14 protein-coding genes are annotated in these 14353 nt (G+C 63.0%); 11 read left to right on the top strand and 3 right to left on the bottom strand.

All coding sequences use genetic code 11. The features are described 5' to 3' along the window. The first annotated feature begins 82 nt into the window (after window positions 1-82). The 5 genes from atpA to AC1MBU_RS12065 all read left to right on the top strand — a co-directional run bounded on the left by atpA (window position 83) and on the right by AC1MBU_RS12065 (window position 4979). Entirely contained in the window at window positions 83-1717 is a 1635-nt protein-coding gene (atpA, locus tag AC1MBU_RS12085; RefSeq protein WP_056548099.1) for a F0F1 ATP synthase subunit alpha, read from the top strand. Between the two features lie 88 nt (window positions 1718-1805). Beyond that, window positions 1806-2699 (top strand): F0F1 ATP synthase subunit gamma, encoded by an 894-nt coding sequence (locus AC1MBU_RS12080; protein WP_056548101.1) that lies wholly within the window; start codon window positions 1806-1808, stop codon window positions 2697-2699. A gap of 83 nt (window positions 2700-2782) precedes the next feature. After that, the gene (atpD, locus tag AC1MBU_RS12075; protein ID WP_277358605.1) at window positions 2783-4246 is read left to right on the top strand and encodes a F0F1 ATP synthase subunit beta; all 1464 of its coding nucleotides are present in this window, start codon (window positions 2783-2785) and stop codon (window positions 4244-4246) included. Between the two features lie 5 nt (window positions 4247-4251). Beyond that, entirely contained in the window at window positions 4252-4536 is a 285-nt protein-coding gene (locus AC1MBU_RS12070; RefSeq protein WP_056548103.1) for a F0F1 ATP synthase subunit epsilon, read from the top strand. A gap of 11 nt (window positions 4537-4547) precedes the next feature. Beyond that, window positions 4548-4979, top strand: coding sequence for a DUF2550 domain-containing protein (locus tag AC1MBU_RS12065; RefSeq protein WP_277358604.1), 432 nt, complete (start codon window positions 4548-4550; stop codon window positions 4977-4979). A gap of 88 nt (window positions 4980-5067) precedes the next feature. On the opposite strand, the gene AC1MBU_RS12060 is transcribed toward AC1MBU_RS12065, so the two are convergent. Then, window positions 5068-5271, bottom strand: a complete 204-nt coding sequence (locus AC1MBU_RS12060) for a cold-shock protein (RefSeq protein WP_056548105.1) — start codon at window positions 5269-5271, stop codon at window positions 5068-5070. A 314-nt stretch (window positions 5272-5585) separates the two neighbouring features. Then, on the bottom strand, window positions 5586-6281 hold the full coding sequence (gene nucS, locus AC1MBU_RS12055; RefSeq protein ID WP_479787271.1) for an endonuclease NucS: 696 nt from the start codon (window positions 6279-6281) through the stop codon (window positions 5586-5588). Between the two features lie 65 nt (window positions 6282-6346). Between nucS and AC1MBU_RS12050 the strand changes: the two genes are divergently transcribed. Next, window positions 6347-6667 (top strand): hypothetical protein, encoded by a 321-nt coding sequence (locus AC1MBU_RS12050; protein ID WP_277358602.1) that lies wholly within the window; start codon window positions 6347-6349, stop codon window positions 6665-6667. A 14-nt stretch (window positions 6668-6681) separates the two neighbouring features. Continuing rightward, window positions 6682-7470 carry an alpha/beta hydrolase gene (locus AC1MBU_RS12045; protein ID WP_479787269.1) on the top strand — a complete coding sequence of 263 codons (789 nt, stop codon included), beginning with the start codon at window positions 6682-6684 and terminating at the stop codon, window positions 7468-7470. Between the two features lie 24 nt (window positions 7471-7494). On the opposite strand, the gene AC1MBU_RS12040 is transcribed toward AC1MBU_RS12045, so the two are convergent. After that, the gene (locus AC1MBU_RS12040) at window positions 7495-8814 is read right to left on the bottom strand and encodes an AI-2E family transporter (RefSeq protein ID WP_056548110.1); all 1320 of its coding nucleotides are present in this window, start codon (window positions 8812-8814) and stop codon (window positions 7495-7497) included. A gap of 240 nt (window positions 8815-9054) precedes the next feature. Here AC1MBU_RS12040 and AC1MBU_RS12035 point away from each other — a divergent pair, with 240 nt between their 5' ends. From AC1MBU_RS12035 to AC1MBU_RS12020, 4 genes are all read left to right on the top strand, one after another. Next, window positions 9055-10788 carry a DUF8094 domain-containing protein gene (locus AC1MBU_RS12035; RefSeq protein ID WP_479787268.1) on the top strand — a complete coding sequence of 578 codons (1734 nt, stop codon included), beginning with the start codon at window positions 9055-9057 and terminating at the stop codon, window positions 10786-10788. 62 nt (window positions 10789-10850) lie between these two features. Continuing rightward, window positions 10851-11849: a co-chaperone YbbN gene (locus AC1MBU_RS12030; RefSeq protein ID WP_479787266.1), complete on the top strand. Its 999-nt coding sequence runs from the start codon at window positions 10851-10853 to the stop codon at window positions 11847-11849. 85 nt (window positions 11850-11934) lie between these two features. After that, complete coding sequence (locus tag AC1MBU_RS12025) at window positions 11935-12768, top strand: ABC transporter ATP-binding protein (protein WP_277358598.1); 834 nt, start codon at window positions 11935-11937, stop codon at window positions 12766-12768. Continuing rightward, the gene (locus AC1MBU_RS12020; protein WP_277358597.1) at window positions 12750-14321 is read left to right on the top strand and encodes an ABC transporter permease family protein; all 1572 of its coding nucleotides are present in this window, start codon (window positions 12750-12752) and stop codon (window positions 14319-14321) included. Before AC1MBU_RS12025 ends, AC1MBU_RS12020 begins: the two co-directional genes overlap by 19 nt. The last annotated feature ends 32 nt before the right edge of the window (window positions 14322-14353 follow it).

Raw genomic sequence — 14353 nt, 5'->3', positions numbered from 1 at the left:
TCGCGGGCTTCGACTACAGACGAAAACAAAACGGTCACCGCTTACCGGCGGTGGTCACAACACAGGAGAGCAGGGACTGCAGATGGCCGAATTGACCATCAACGCCGACGACGTCCGTAATGCGTTGAACGAGTTCGCGGCGTCCTACGAACCCGGAAACGCGGAGCGGGTCGAAGTTGGCCGCGTAACATCCGCGAGCGACGGCATCGCCAGGGTAGAGGGACTTCCCTCGGTCATGGCAAACGAGCTGCTGCGTTTCGAAGACGGCACGCTGGGCCTCGCCCAGAACCTCGACACCCGTGAAATCGGTGTCGTTGTCCTCGGTGACTACACCGGTATCGAAGAAGGTCAGGAAGTACACCGGACCGGAGAGATTCTCTCCGTTCCCGTGGGCGACGCCTTCCTTGGCCGTGTGGTTGACCCCCTTGGGCAGCCGATCGACGACCTCGGTGAGATTAAGGCAGAGGCGCGTCGTGCACTTGAGCTCCAGGCGCCGGGCGTAACGCAGCGCAAGTCGGTGCACGAGCCGATGCAGACCGGCCTCAAGGCCATCGACGCCATGATCCCGATCGGCCGCGGACAGCGCCAGCTCATCATCGGTGACCGCCAGACCGGCAAGACGGCCATCGCCGTCGACACCATCATCAACCAGAAGGCCAACTGGGCATCCGGAGACGTGCAGAAGCAGGTCCGCTGCATCTACGTCGCCATCGGCCAGAAGGCTTCGACCATCGCGGCCGTTCGCCAGACGTTGGAGGACAAGGGCGCCCTGGAGTACACCACCATCGTGGCGTCGCCTGCCTCGGACCCGGCCGGCTTCAAGTACCTTGCTCCCTACGCGGGTTCAGCCATCGGCCAGCACTGGATGTACGGCGGCAAGCACGTACTGATCATCTTTGATGATCTCTCCAAGCAGGCTGAGGCCTACCGCGCGGTGTCGCTGCTGCTGCGCCGCCCGCCAGGACGCGAAGCCTACCCGGGCGACGTGTTCTACCTGCACTCCCGCTTGCTGGAGCGTTGCGCGAAGCTCTCGGACGAGTTGGGCGCAGGTTCGATGACCGGCCTTCCGTTGGTCGAAACCAAGGCGAACGACGTGTCGGCCTACATCCCGACCAACGTCATCTCCATTACTGATGGTCAGATCTTCCTTCAGTCAGACCTGTTCAACGCCAACCAGCGGCCCGCCGTTGATGTCGGTGTGTCCGTGTCCCGCGTGGGCGGTGCCGCGCAGGTGAAGGCAATGAAGAAGGTTTCGGGTACGTTGAAACTCGATCTCGCCCAGTACCGTGACATGCAGGCGTTCGCCATGTTCGCTTCGGACCTGGACGCTGCCTCCCGTCAGCAGCTGACCCGCGGGGCACGCCTCATGGAGTTGCTGAAGCAGGGCCAGTACGCGCCGTTCCCCATGGAGGAGCAGGTCGTTTCGATCTGGGCCGGCACCAATGGGTACCTTGACGATGTACCGGTTGAGGACATCCGCAAGTTCGAGTCCCAGTTCCTGGAGCACCTGCGCCACAAGTCCTCAGTGCTGACCACGCTGGCGCAGACCAATAAGCTCGAAGACTCCACTGTGGATGAGCTCAAGTCCCACATCACGGACTTCAAGCAGGGGTTCTTCGGCGAAGGTCATGATGGTCTTGTCGCAGGCCACGAGGAACACAGCCCACTCGATGAGGGCTCCGTGGACCAGGAAAAGATCGTCAAGCAGAAGCGCTAACGGCGCGGGCGTTCGCGCGCACCGCGCGCGAACGCCCGATGCCTGAACCGTAGTTCCTTTCATAGGGACTACGAAGGAAAGGACAAGTATGGGAGCCCAGATCCGGGTCTACCGCCAGAAGATCGTGTCGACGACGTCGATGCGGAAGATCTTCAAGGCGATGGAACTGATCGCCACCTCTCGCATTGGCAAGGCACGCGCCCGCGTGTCGTCGTCACTGCCCTATGCCAATGCCATCACCCGTGCGGTTTCCGCTGTTGCGTCGCAGTCCGAGATTGATCACCCACTGACCACTGAGCCGGAGCAGATCCGGCGGGCGGCAGTGCTCATCATGACCTCGGACAGAGGCCTGGCGGGCTCCTACTCGGCCACTGTGCTGAAGCAGGCGGAAGCTCTCCTTGAGCTTCTCCGCGAGGAGGGTAAGGAAGTCAAGACCTATCTGATCGGCCGGAAAGCCCAGGCGTACTTTGATTTCCGCGGTCGTCCCTACGAGCAGGTCTGGACGGGCGGCACGGATGCGCCCGAGTTCGAGACCGCGCGTGAGGTTGGCGCCGTGCTTCTGGAGCAGTTCGGAACCGACTTCGAGGACGGTGGTGTTGACGAGATCCACGTCGTCTACACGCGTTTCCGTTCGATGGTCACCCAGGAACCGACGGTCATTCGTCTTCTGCCGCTTGAGGTTGTCGAAGAGGAAGCAGCGAGCGAGTCGGACATCCTTCCCCTGTACGAGTACGAGCCGGAACCCGAAAGAGTTCTTGATGCGCTGCTTCCGCGGTACATCGAGTCCCGGATCTTCGCAGCGCTGCTTCAGGCGGCTGCGAGCGAGCTCGCAGCACGCCAGCGTGCCATGAAGTCGGCCGGCGACAACGCCACCGAACTGATCAAAAAGTACACGCGCCTTCGCAACACCGCCCGCCAGGCGGAAATCACGCAGGAGCTTTCGGAGATCGTGGCAGGTGCGGACGCACTAAGCGCGTCCTGACCCCCCCGGCCTCCGCGGACCCCACGGGGTTCCCAACCGCACTACCATTAGCACCACGCCATCTACTGAATGAAGTGAGAGAGATGACTGCCCAGACTGTTGAGAACAGTACGGACTCAGTTGCCCCCGGCGCGACCGGCCGCATAGCCCGTGTCATCGGCCCGGTTGTCGACGTTGAGTTTCCGGCTGACGCCATTCCCGCCATCTACAATGCGCTGACCACCGAGGTGACCCTCAACGGTGAGACGCGCATGATCACCTTCGAGACCTCGCAGCATCTGGGCGACAATCTCGTGCGTGCGATCTCCCTGCAGGCGACCGACGGCCTGGTGCGCGGTACCACCGTTCAGGACACCGGCTCTGCCATTTCGGTTCCCGTCGGAGACGTCGTGAAGGGCCACATCTTCAACGTTCTGGGCAAGCCGCTCGACGTCGAGGAATCGCAGCTGGAGATCACCGAGCGCTGGCCAATCCACCGCAAGGCTCCCTCCTTCGCCTCGCTTGAGGGCTCCACCGAGATGCTTGAAACCGGAATCAAGAGCATTGACCTTCTTACCCCCTACATCAAGGGTGGAAAGATCGGTCTCTTCGGCGGTGCCGGAGTGGGCAAGACGGTGCTGATCCAGGAAATGATCACCCGAGTGGCACGCAACTTCGGTGGTACCTCGGTCTTCGCCGGCGTCGGTGAGCGTACCCGTGAAGGAAACGACCTCTGGGTCGAAATGGAAGAGGCCGGCGTCTTGAAGGACACCGCCCTTGTCTTCGGTCAGATGGATGAGCCGCCAGGCACGCGCCTGCGGGTTGCGCTGTCCGCACTCACCATGGCGGAATACTTCCGCGATGTTCAGAAGCAGGACGTGCTGCTCTTCATCGACAACATCTTCCGTTTCACCCAGGCAGGTTCCGAGGTGTCGACCCTGCTGGGCCGCATGCCGTCGGCCGTGGGCTACCAGCCCAACCTGGCAGATGAGATGGGCCTCCTCCAGGAGCGCATCACGTCCACCAAGGGCCACTCCATCACTTCGATGCAGGCCATTTACGTGCCGGCGGATGACTACACGGACCCGGCCCCGGCCACCACGTTCGCGCACCTCGATGCAACCACGGAACTGTCGCGTGAGATCGCTTCACGCGGTCTGTACCCGGCCATCGATCCGCTGACCTCCACGTCGCGGATCCTCGATCCGCAGTACATCGGTCACGATCACTACAACACCGCTGTGCGCGTCAAGCAGATCCTGCAGAAGAACAAGGAACTCCAGGACATCATCGCCATCCTCGGTGTCGATGAGCTGTCCGAAGAAGACAAGATCGTTGTTTCGCGCGCACGCCGCATCCAGCAGTTCCTGTCGCAGAACACCTACACGGCAAAGCAGTTCACCGGTGTCGAGGGCTCGACCGTGAGCATCAAGGACACGATCGAGGGCTTCAACGCCATCGCCAACGGCGATCTCGACCACATTGCCGAGCAGGCGTTCTTCAACATCGGCGGTCTTGACGACGTCGAGCGTCAGTGGGCACGGATTCAAGAGCAGAGCGGAAAGTAAGCTCCATGGCTGAACTCGAAGTCGAAATCGTCGCGGCGGACCACTTCGTGTGGTCCGGCGCGGCGACCATGGTCAAGGGCCGCACTGCTGACGGCGAGATCGGGATCCTTCCCGGACACTCTCCGGTGCTCGCGATCCTCGCAGAAGGAGAGCTCGCCATCCAGCCGGTCTCCGGCGAACGGCTCATCGTCGGCGTTGATGGCGGCTTCTTCTCAGTGGACAGCAACCGTGTGGTTATTGTTGCCGACAATGCCAGGATCGGCGGTTCAGTGACCGCAGACGCTAAGTAGCGTAAGGCCTGATGGACGGCATCGGTATCACGTTCATCTCGCTTGCTGCGCTCTTTGCCCTGCTGGTCTTCATGGTCGGTGCTTTTTGTCTGCGCCGCTTTCAGTTGCGCACCGCGCTGGGAACCTTCGACGCCTCCATTCGCCTCCCGAGCAAGGGCTGGCGGATGGGGGTTTGTCGTTATACAGACAAGCACCTTGAGTGGTTACGGCTGGTCTCGCTCAGCCCACGACCCCGTCAGCGGTACCTACGCAGCTCGCTCGAACTGAAAGGCTGGCGTCAGCCCACTGAGGTGGAAAAGGCCCGTATCCAGCCGGGGGCAATAGTGGTGACGCTGAGTTACGAGGGGACCGAGGTGCTTCTCGCGATGAAGTTCGACGTCTATGCCGGTTTGTCCTCCTGGTTGGAAGCAGGCCCGGTGATAGGCATCGGTACGTGGCGCTGATGTTCGTGCACGGCAGGGCAGCAGGAACCAGTTAAATAGTTTGGGCCCCCGCACAAGTGGGGGCCCAAACTATGTGCTTCAACTCGAGTTACAGCGCGGTGACGCCTGTAGCCTGGGGACCCTTGGCGCCCTGACCGATCTCGAACTGTACTCGCTGATTTTCATCGAGGCTCCGGAATCCTCCGGTCTGGATCTCGGAGTAGTGAACAAAGACATCGCCCTCGGAGTCGTCCGGCGTGATGAAGCCGAAGCCCTTTTCAGCGTTGAACCACTTGACGGTTCCCTGTGCCATTTATATTTCTCCTCATAATGGAACATATTTCTGAATCGACACACTGTATGCCGACCGCGAGTTACTTCGCGTGAATTCCATCGAGGACAAGAACGACCTTGCACCTACGACAAGCTTCACGCTCGCAACCTGTCTTGCGAGCATGAAAACCACGTACACAAAGACTGAAATAAGCATCACATAGCCGTATGGGCTGGTCAACGGACATTCCGACGATTAAACCGATTGTTAAGCGGGAATTCGAATATCCGGATGCTCAGGATTGCGGTAAGCGGTTCAAACCGTCACCGCGGTCCCCCAGATCCGGACAGCGGTTAGAACAGGCGCGAATCCGCATCGTCAACACCGCGCATTGCATCATAGTCAAGTGTCAGGCAATCGATTCCCCGGTCTTGAGCCAGCACCCGCGCCTGGGGCTTGATCTGCTGTGCCGCGAAAATGCCTTTGACCGGAGCCATCAGCGGATTGCGGTTCAGTAGTTCGAGGTACCGGGTGAGTTGTTCGACACCGTCAATATCGCCACGGCGCTTCAGCTCAATGGCGACCGTGCGGCCCTCGCCGTCCCGGGCAAGAATATCCACCGGACCAATTGCGGTCATGTATTCGCGGCGGATGAGCGAGTAGCCGTCGCCGAGAAGGCTGATCTGCTCCGCGAGCAGCCGCTGCAGGTCTGCTTCGACGCCGTCCTTGATCAGGCCGGGGTCCACGCCGAGATCATGCGAACTTTCATGCAGTAGCTCATGGATGCTGATGACCAGGCGGTCATCGCTCTTGGCATGCTGGACGTTCCAGGTTTCGGTGACCCCCAGCTCGGCATCCTCGGCTGCCGGCTCGAGGATCCTCAGGGTGGCAGGCGGGCTCATCCAGTTCAGCGGCTTGTAGGAGCCGCCGTCGGAATGGATCAGAACCGAGCCGTCCGCCTTGACCATGAGCAGTCTGGTCGCGAGGGGAAGATGGGCGCGGAGGCGTCCGATGTAATCGACGGAGCAGCGGGCAATGACTAAACGCACCCTGTGCACACTACCCGCCCCAGGGCAGTTTCCCGTTCTCAGGGCGCCCGGTGCAGACTTGATCCATGCCCCGTTCGAACCAGCCGAGGAAGTCGCGCGCCCAGCCGCGCCGCAAGTGGTCCGAGGCGCCGGAGCTCGATCTGGAGCGGGCCAGGGCGGGCATTCCCACGAGGGAATCCGGTCGTGACGGCGTCTGGTCGGTGCGGCGAATCACCGAACAGAACGCTTCCAAGCACTATCTGTGCCCCGGCTGCCACCGGGACATTCCACCCGGCGTCGCCCATCTGGTGGCGTGGCAGGAAGACTCGCTGTTCGGAGCCGAGACTGCGCTGGCCGACCGGCGGCATTGGCATCTGGCGTGCTGGCGTACCCGCCGGTCGGGGTAAGTAGACTGGATCAGGTGACCAGCTCAGAGCCCGCGTACCAGTTTTCCGAAAGTTCCGAACCGGCCGAAATCAGGGCGGGTACGGTCTTGCCTGCTGACCGCCGAAATATCGAACTGACGACGGCGGATGGCAAGACGCTGGTGGGCGAGTTTGCCGCACCTGTGGGTAGGGTCCCGGCTGCAACGCTCGTGACTTTGCATCCCTTGCCGACAGCAGGCGGTTTCATGGACTCCCACGTCTACCGGAAGGCCTCATTTCGGTTGCCGGCGCTGGCGGACATCGCGGTGCTCAGATTCAACACCCGGGGCACCTGCTCACCTCGGGGGTGCAGTGACGGGGAGTTCGACGGCGGCGGCCTGGAGCAGTATGACCTGCAGGCTGCGGTGCAGTGGGTCGTCAACGAGGGCCTGACCAACGTCTGGCTGGTCGGCTGGAGCTTCGGCACAGAGCTGTGCCTGAAATACGGGGCGAGGGAGCCGGTCGCCGAGTATATCGAGGGCGCCGTCCTGCTGTCTCCGCCGCTGCACAGGGCCACGGACGCAGATCTCGACTCCTGGGCGGAAGCGGAGCTGCCCCTGCATGTCCTCGTTCCCGAGCACGACGACTACCTTCAGCCGCCGGAGGCGGTTAGCCGCTTCGCCCGGGTGCCGCAGGCCCGGGTAACCGGGGTGGACGGCGCCAAGCACCTGTGGGTGGGGGAGAAGTACGTGAGCCGCATACTGGAGGAGGTCGCCGCCGTCGTACTCGGTAAGCCTGTTGCCCTGGCAACAGAATGGAACGGACCCACGGCACGGGCTGACTAGCGCCTTCGGCAGCTGGTTCTGCCGCTACTGATTGTCCTGGCGGGCAATGAAGACTTCCTTCAAGAGCAGCATCGCGCCGGCTGCCAACGGAATGGCGATGAGGGCGCCGAGCACTCCGAGCAGGCTCCCGCCCGCAATCACCGCGATGACGGCGATCGCGCCGGGTACCGCCACAGCCTTCTGCATGATCCGCGGAGAGATGAAGTACGCCTCTACCTGGAGATAGGCAACGTACAGCACTGCGAACAGCGCTGCGGTCTGCCAGCCCACGGTGAGCGCCACCAGACTGACGACGACGGCGGCAATCACCGCGCCGACCAACGGTATGAATGCGAGCATTGCCACGACGAAAGCAAGCAGTACCGAGAACGGCACATCCGCGATGGTCATGAAGATGAAGGCGAAGGTTGCGTTCAGCAAGGCCACGCAGGCCTGGCCGATGACGTAGTTGCCCACACTGCGGGTGATCTCCTCGGCGAGCCGCTCGACCCGGGGCCGGCGCGAGCGGGGAGCAAGACGGTACGCCCATTTCTTCATCGCGGGCAGCGATGCGAGGAAGTACAGCGTGAGCACCAGAATCACGAGAACGCCGAACAGGCTGTTGAGGATCACGGTGCCCACACCCAGAACACCGCCGAAGATGCCGCCGACCGCTTCCGAGTTGGCGAAGAACCTGTTGACTTCCTCGGTTGCGCGTTCCCGTACCTCGAACTGCTGGTCAACCGTCTGGAAGAAGTCGGACGCCAGGAACTCCCGCGCGTAACCGGGCGCGCGTTCGACCAGTTGGGCGGTCTGCGAGACAATCGTCGGGATCAGGACCGCAAAGAAACCCACGATGATGCCAACAAGCATCACCAAGGCCAAAGTGATGCCGGCGGGGCGGGGCACGTTTCGGTTCTCAAGCCAGCGAACGATGGGGTCGAGCCCGAGTGCTATGAAAAGCGCTGCGCCGATCCAGACAAGAAGCTGGCCGACATTGGTGATCATGAAGTATGCCAGTAGCGCAAGCCCTGCACCGACGCTCGCCATGAAGCCGAAGTGAATTGGATGCTGGCGCATCGATCGCGGCTGCGGGCCACCGAACTTGAGGCGATCGTCGCTGATGCTGACTGACTCGTCGACGGGCACCTCCTCGCCGCGTTCGGGCGGGAATTCGAACCGCGGCCGGGGCTGCGCCACGGGCACCAGGTGCCGCAGGCGTGCCAAGGCGAAGCCCAGCCCCCGCCGGCGCACCTCGACGCGCGGTGCAGGTTCTTCTACGCGGGGAGCCTCCGGCGCGGAGTTCACTGACGATACCGGGCGAGGCAGCGGCTCGCTGATCGGCACGTCTTCGGGTTCACTCACGTATGTCCGCTTTCATTTGCCTGTTGGCGCTGCAGCGCCGGATGCATGACTAGCGAAACAGTAACAGGAGCGGCGGGCCCTCCGCCGGAAACTCCTGGGCGGCGCCGCGCGTTGTCAAGGGGGTCCTCGCAGGCGTCGGCGGCCGACGGGTCCGCTGGGTGCATTTTCGTTACGATGGGATCTGGTCCGATTCTCGGGGTAATGCTCGGGCTTGACTCAATCCAACGTTAGGTTTCTCGCGTGCGCTTTCCTCTTGCTGCTCCGATCATGGTGATCGGTGCGTTGCTCGTCGTACTGGGTATCGGTCAGCTCACGTGGTGGGCGCCGTCGGAGACGGTAACGGTCGGCGTCCCCGCAGACGTTCGCAGCGGTCCGGTCACAGTGATCGATGCCGGCACCAAGGAGGCAGACGACGGCGAGATGGACATCACGGTCCAGTCGGAGGGCACGTTCACTCTTGCCGTGGGCAGGGCGTCCGACGTCGATGCCTGGGTGGCGGATGCAGCACACCTGACGGTCACGGGCGTAGGAGAGGATCAACTGCTCACTGAGTTTACGGAGGGCGTAGAGTCGGTTCCGAACCCTTCGGGGTCTGATCTGTGGACAAGCGAGGAGACCGCTGACGGTACTTTGACCCATCGTTGGCTGGACCCGGGGGAGGGTGAGTGGTCCATCCTGATCGCTGCTGACGGCGAAAATCCTGCGCCCACTGCTGTCTCAATCACCAGCCCCAACGACACGGCGACTCCCTGGGCGGTTCCGTTACTCATCCTCGGCGCTCTGCTGTTGGTTCTCGGGATCGCACTTGCCTTCATCAAGCCGCGCAAGACCCGGCGGGAACCGGCCACCGTCGGCTCCCGCGCCTACGCACGCCAGCAGGCGCACCGCCAAGGCCGTGGAACCGCCTTTTCTGCTCACCAGGTCCGTCCGTTGGCAGCACTGGGTCTGGCCGCCGCGCTTGGCTTGACCGGTACGGCCGTGGGTACTGCGTCGGAATCCGAATCTGCAACGCCGGGCGAGTCAGCGCCGGGCGAGGAAGCAACGCCGGCCGAGGAAGCAACGCCGGCCGAGGAAGCAGAGGGTACGCAATACCCGGTTCTCCTCGAGAGCCAGCTGGACCGGATCCTCGCAACAGTAGCCACCTCCGTGACAGAGGCTGACGCTGCCGCGGACGCTACGCTGCTTGAGCAGCGTGTCGCAGGTGCCGCCGCAACTCTGCGAACCGCAAACTACTCCGTCCGTTCGCAGGCGGACGATGTGCCGGCACCCACGCCGGTAGCTGCGGATCCGGTACTCGCGAGCATGATCCCCACAGGAAATGACTGGCCGCGCACCGTCGTCGCGCTGACGCAGGGGGAGTCGAACCCGGTGCCGCAGGCCCTCGTGCTTGTCCAGGAGGATCCCCGGTCCAATTACAGGCTCACCTCCTCTATCCAGATGCTGCCGGGCACGACCTTCCCTACGGCGGGATCGCCGGAGGGGCTCCAGGAGATACCGGTCGACGGCGGAGAGGACCTCGTTGCCTCTCCTCAGGACGCGGTTGCTGCAATCGCCGATTATCTGACCAGTCCGGACGGCGGCAACGCGGGGACGTTCGAACCCAACTCCTTCGCGGACGCGATCACCTCTTTCCAATCCGACGTTGTAGCCGACGCCGGGAATGATTCGGCCGAGATCACTTTCACCCACGAGCCGGTTGCCGAGTACACCAGGGCTATCTCCACCGGTGACGGCGGAGCGATGGTATTCGGATACCTTGAGCACACTTACAGCAGTGTTCCGGAAGGCCCCGGCGACTCGATCGCCCTGGAGGGAACGGTCTATGAGACGCTCACCGGCGAGGAGTCCACCGAGGAAGGCATCGACGTCCGGTATGGCGAAGCGGTGATGATGTATGTCCCGGCTGCAGGCAGCGAGAAGAAGATTACTGTGATCGGTGCGGCCCAGCAGCTCCTTTCCGCTGAACTGCGTTGACGACCGCCATTGCCACGGGCGTGAGTTGCCCATGGGTCCGGCCCCAGTAATAAGGTGAAAGCATGAGCATTCCGAATATCCCGGGCGGCCCCGCGCCATCGTCCATGAATTTGCGCGGCGCCGTCGATCTTTCCGCACTGAAGGCCCGAGCGCAGTCGGCTGGCGGAGCGGCCGGAAGCCAGGGCGGCCCCGCCGCTGAAGGCCCGGGTTCCACACGTCCAGCGGCAGGCGGTAGCCCGTACATCGTCGACGTCACGGAGCAGGTTTTCCCGCAGCTGGTGCAGTTGTCTGCGCAGGTGCCGGTGATCGTTGCGATCAGCGCGACCTGGAGCGAACATTCGGCGCAGGTCCTCGACGCCCTTGAGGCCATTGCAGTGGAACAGGCAGGCAGGATCCTGCTCGCGCGCGCGGACTTCGATTCGCAGCAGGGGATTGCGCAGGCCTTCCAGGTGCAGGGCGTCCCCACGGTCGTTGGCGTCCTCAAGGGGCAGCCCGTACCCCTGTTCGAAGGCCCGCTCGCGGAACCGCAGATCAGAACCTACGTGGACGAGCTGCTCAAGGTCGCACAGGCCAATGGCGTGAGTGGTTCGCTCAATGACTCTCCGGGCGAGGATCCGACTTCCACCGGGGAGCCGGCCGAGGAGCCGTTGCCGCCGCTGCATCAGGAAGCGTTCGACGCCATCGAAGCAGGCGACTACGCAACAGCTGCCGCGGCCTATCGCAAGGCGCTTGCCGAGCAGCCGGCCGACACCGATGCAAAATCAGGGCTCGCCCAGGTGCAGCTCATGCAGCGGCTTCAGGACGCTGACGCCACCGCTGTTCGCGCGTCAGCGGCGGAGGCTCCCGATTCCCTCGAAGCGCAGCTCGCTGTTGCGGATCTTGACCTCTCGGGCGGACATGTCGAAGATGCGTTTGCTCGACTGACCACTTTCATCGCACGCAGTGCCGGTGGGGACCGGGAGTCCGCGCGGGTTCGCCTCCTTGAGTTGTTCGACATCGTCGGTCCTACTGACCCTAGGGTGAACAAGGCGCGGAGCGCACTGGCGAGGGCGCTGTTCTAATCGCCTGCTCCATCCTCGCCGTGCGTTCTGTTTTTAGTCCTTTCGGATGACGAACAAGCGCCGACGCCGTTGTTAGCGTTGACGTATGACTTCCCATTCTCCTTCTGAGCCACCGCCTGCCCAGGAACCGCTCCAGCCGCCCGCCGGTGGCTCGACGTCGGCGGGCAGGCCCGCCCTGGTGCTGCGCGGACTTGCGAAGCGCTTCGGCGAGAAGGTTGCAGTCAACGGCATTGACCTTGATGTTCCGGCAGGCTCCTTCTACGGGCTCGTCGGACCGAACGGCGCCGGTAAGACCACAACGTTGTCGATGGCTACGGGACTGCTGCGCCCTGACTACGGGCAGGCATGGGTGCATGGCGTCGATGTGTGGGAAAGCCCGTTGGACGCCAAACGGCTGATGGGCATCCTGCCGGACGGCGTCCGGCTCTTCGACCGCCTGACCGGTGAACAGCTGGTCACCTACGCGGGCCTGCTTCGAGGGATGGACCGGGACGAGGTCGCTGGAAGAGTGGCAGACCTCCTGCGGGCGCTCGACCTCGCACAGGACGCAGGAACGCTTGTCGTGGACTACTCGGCAGGCATGACGAAGAAGATTGCGCTCGCGTCGGCACTTGTCCATGCACCAAGACTCCTCGTGCTCGATGAGCCGTTCGAGTCCGTCGATCCGGTCTCAGCGGCCAATATCCGGGACATCCTTGCTACTTACGTGGCTTCCGGCGGCACCGTCATCGTGTCGAGTCACGTCATGGACCTGGTTCAGCGGATGTGTGACCATGTGGCGGTTATCGCCTCCGGTACCGTGCTGGCGGCGGGGACGGTCGATGCTGTGCGCGGCGGCGCGAGCCTGGAGGACCGGTTCGTGGAGCTTGTCGGAGGCAGGAACACCGCGGAGGGGTTGTCGTGGTTGCGCACCTCCTGAAACTCAAGCTTCTACTCCTGCGCAATTCCCTTCGTCGCAGCACCTGGCAGTTGGTCGGCGTCGTTCTCGGTGGTCTCTACGGTCTTGGTCTGCTCGGACTGATCGTGGCGGGGCTGATCGTCCTCGGTACGCTCGACCTCGACCTGATGCGGACCGTCGCTGTGCTGGGCGGATCCGCCGCCGTTCTCGGCTGGCTGGTGATTCCTCTCGTTGCCTCCGGGGTGGACATGACGCTTGACCCGGCCCGGTTTGTCACGTTTGCAGTACCCATGCGCCAGCTCATGGCCGGCCTCGCCCTGGGCGGGGTGATAGGCATCCCCGGGATCGTGACCCTCGTTGCGTTCCTCACCCTGGCGCTGACCTGGATACGGTATCCGGCAGCAGCTGTTGCAGCGATAGTCTGCGCGCTTTGCGCTGTCCTGCTGTGTATCGTAGGTTCCCGCCTGATCACGACGGCGGGCACGGCGCTTTCCTCCTCGCGGCGCTTCAAGGACCTCAGTTCGACGGTTGCGATCATTCCGCTGATCCTTCTCGGTCCGATCTTCGCCGGGATCACTGCCGGCTTCCAGAACTCGCCGGAGTTCGCGGGGGAGCTTGCGGACATCCTCGCGTGGACGCCGCTCGGCGTGTTCGTTGCCGTTCCAGCCGACCTCGCTGCCGGGGATGCGCTGACTGCGGTGGCGCGTTTCTGCATCGGTATCGGAACCATCGCCGGGTTGGCCTACCTCTGGCACAAGAGCCTCAGCCATGCACTGGTTACGCCGCCCTATAACGCGGTCACCCGTAAAGGGGCGGGTAACCTCGGCCTGTTCGCACGCTTTCCCGGAACGCCGACCGGCGCGGTGGCAGCGCGGGCCTTCACCTACTGGATCCGCGACCCACGGTATGCGGCATCCGTCATCGTTGTGCCGCTGCTGCCGATTCTGCTCTGGTTCATCAGCCGAGATTCCGGTGACCTGTCCCTGCTCAACTATCTGGGCCCCATCACAGCGTTCCTGCTCGCCTGGTCCATTTCGGCTGACATCTCATATGACAACACGGCGTTCTGGCTACACCTTTCGGCGGGAATCAGCGGCACGGCCGACCGCGCGGGCCGGGTGCTCGCCCTGATGGTTTTCGCACTGCCCGTGGTGCTGGTTTTCACCATCGTTCCGCTCTGGTTGAGCGAATCGCTCGCGGATCTTCCCATGATGCTCGGGCTGAGCCTGGGAGCGCTGCTGACGGGAGCCGGCTTCTCCAGCGTTCTCTCGGCACGTTATACCTACAATGTTCCGCTTCCGGGAGAAAGCCCGTTCAAGACACCGCCCGGCACGGGATTCTCGATGCTGGCCATCCAGGCGATCGGCTGGGTGGTCCTGATGGTGCTTTTGCTGCCGGAAATCGCACTCGCAATCGCCTATCTTGTCACTGGGGACGCAGTGCTCGGATGGTTGACACTACTCGCCGGAGTGGTACTCGGGACGGCAGTGCTAATCGGAGGTGTCCGCCTTGGGGGAGCCTGGTATGACAAACGCGGACCGGAATTGTTACAGGCTGTCAGCGTCAACAAGTAGGCCGGGCGGGTGCCGGGTGCCGCGCAGTAGAA

Source organism: Arthrobacter sp. PTI12, assembly GCF_056679915.1.
The sequence above is the reverse complement of the archived record's forward strand: the minus strand, read 5'-3'. Positions and strand labels throughout refer to the sequence as shown.

Coding starts and splice junctions, on each gene's coding strand:
- AC1MBU_RS12080 (WP_056548101.1), top strand. CDS start 1,806: ATGGGAGCCCAGATCCGGGTCTACCGCCAGAAGATCGTGTCGACGACG.
- AC1MBU_RS12060 (WP_056548105.1), bottom strand. CDS start 5,271: ATGGCACAGGGAACCGTCAAGTGGTTCAACGCTGAAAAGGGCTTCGGC.
- AC1MBU_RS12025 (WP_277358598.1), top strand. CDS start 11,935: ATGACTTCCCATTCTCCTTCTGAGCCACCGCCTGCCCAGGAACCGCTC.
- AC1MBU_RS12030 (WP_479787266.1), top strand. CDS start 10,851: ATGAGCATTCCGAATATCCCGGGCGGCCCCGCGCCATCGTCCATGAAT.
- AC1MBU_RS12070 (WP_056548103.1), top strand. CDS start 4,252: ATGGCTGAACTCGAAGTCGAAATCGTCGCGGCGGACCACTTCGTGTGG.
- atpD (WP_277358605.1), top strand. CDS start 2,783: ATGACTGCCCAGACTGTTGAGAACAGTACGGACTCAGTTGCCCCCGGC.
- atpA (WP_056548099.1), top strand. CDS start 83: ATGGCCGAATTGACCATCAACGCCGACGACGTCCGTAATGCGTTGAAC.
- AC1MBU_RS12050 (WP_277358602.1), top strand. CDS start 6,347: ATGCCCCGTTCGAACCAGCCGAGGAAGTCGCGCGCCCAGCCGCGCCGC.
- AC1MBU_RS12065 (WP_277358604.1), top strand. CDS start 4,548: ATGGACGGCATCGGTATCACGTTCATCTCGCTTGCTGCGCTCTTTGCC.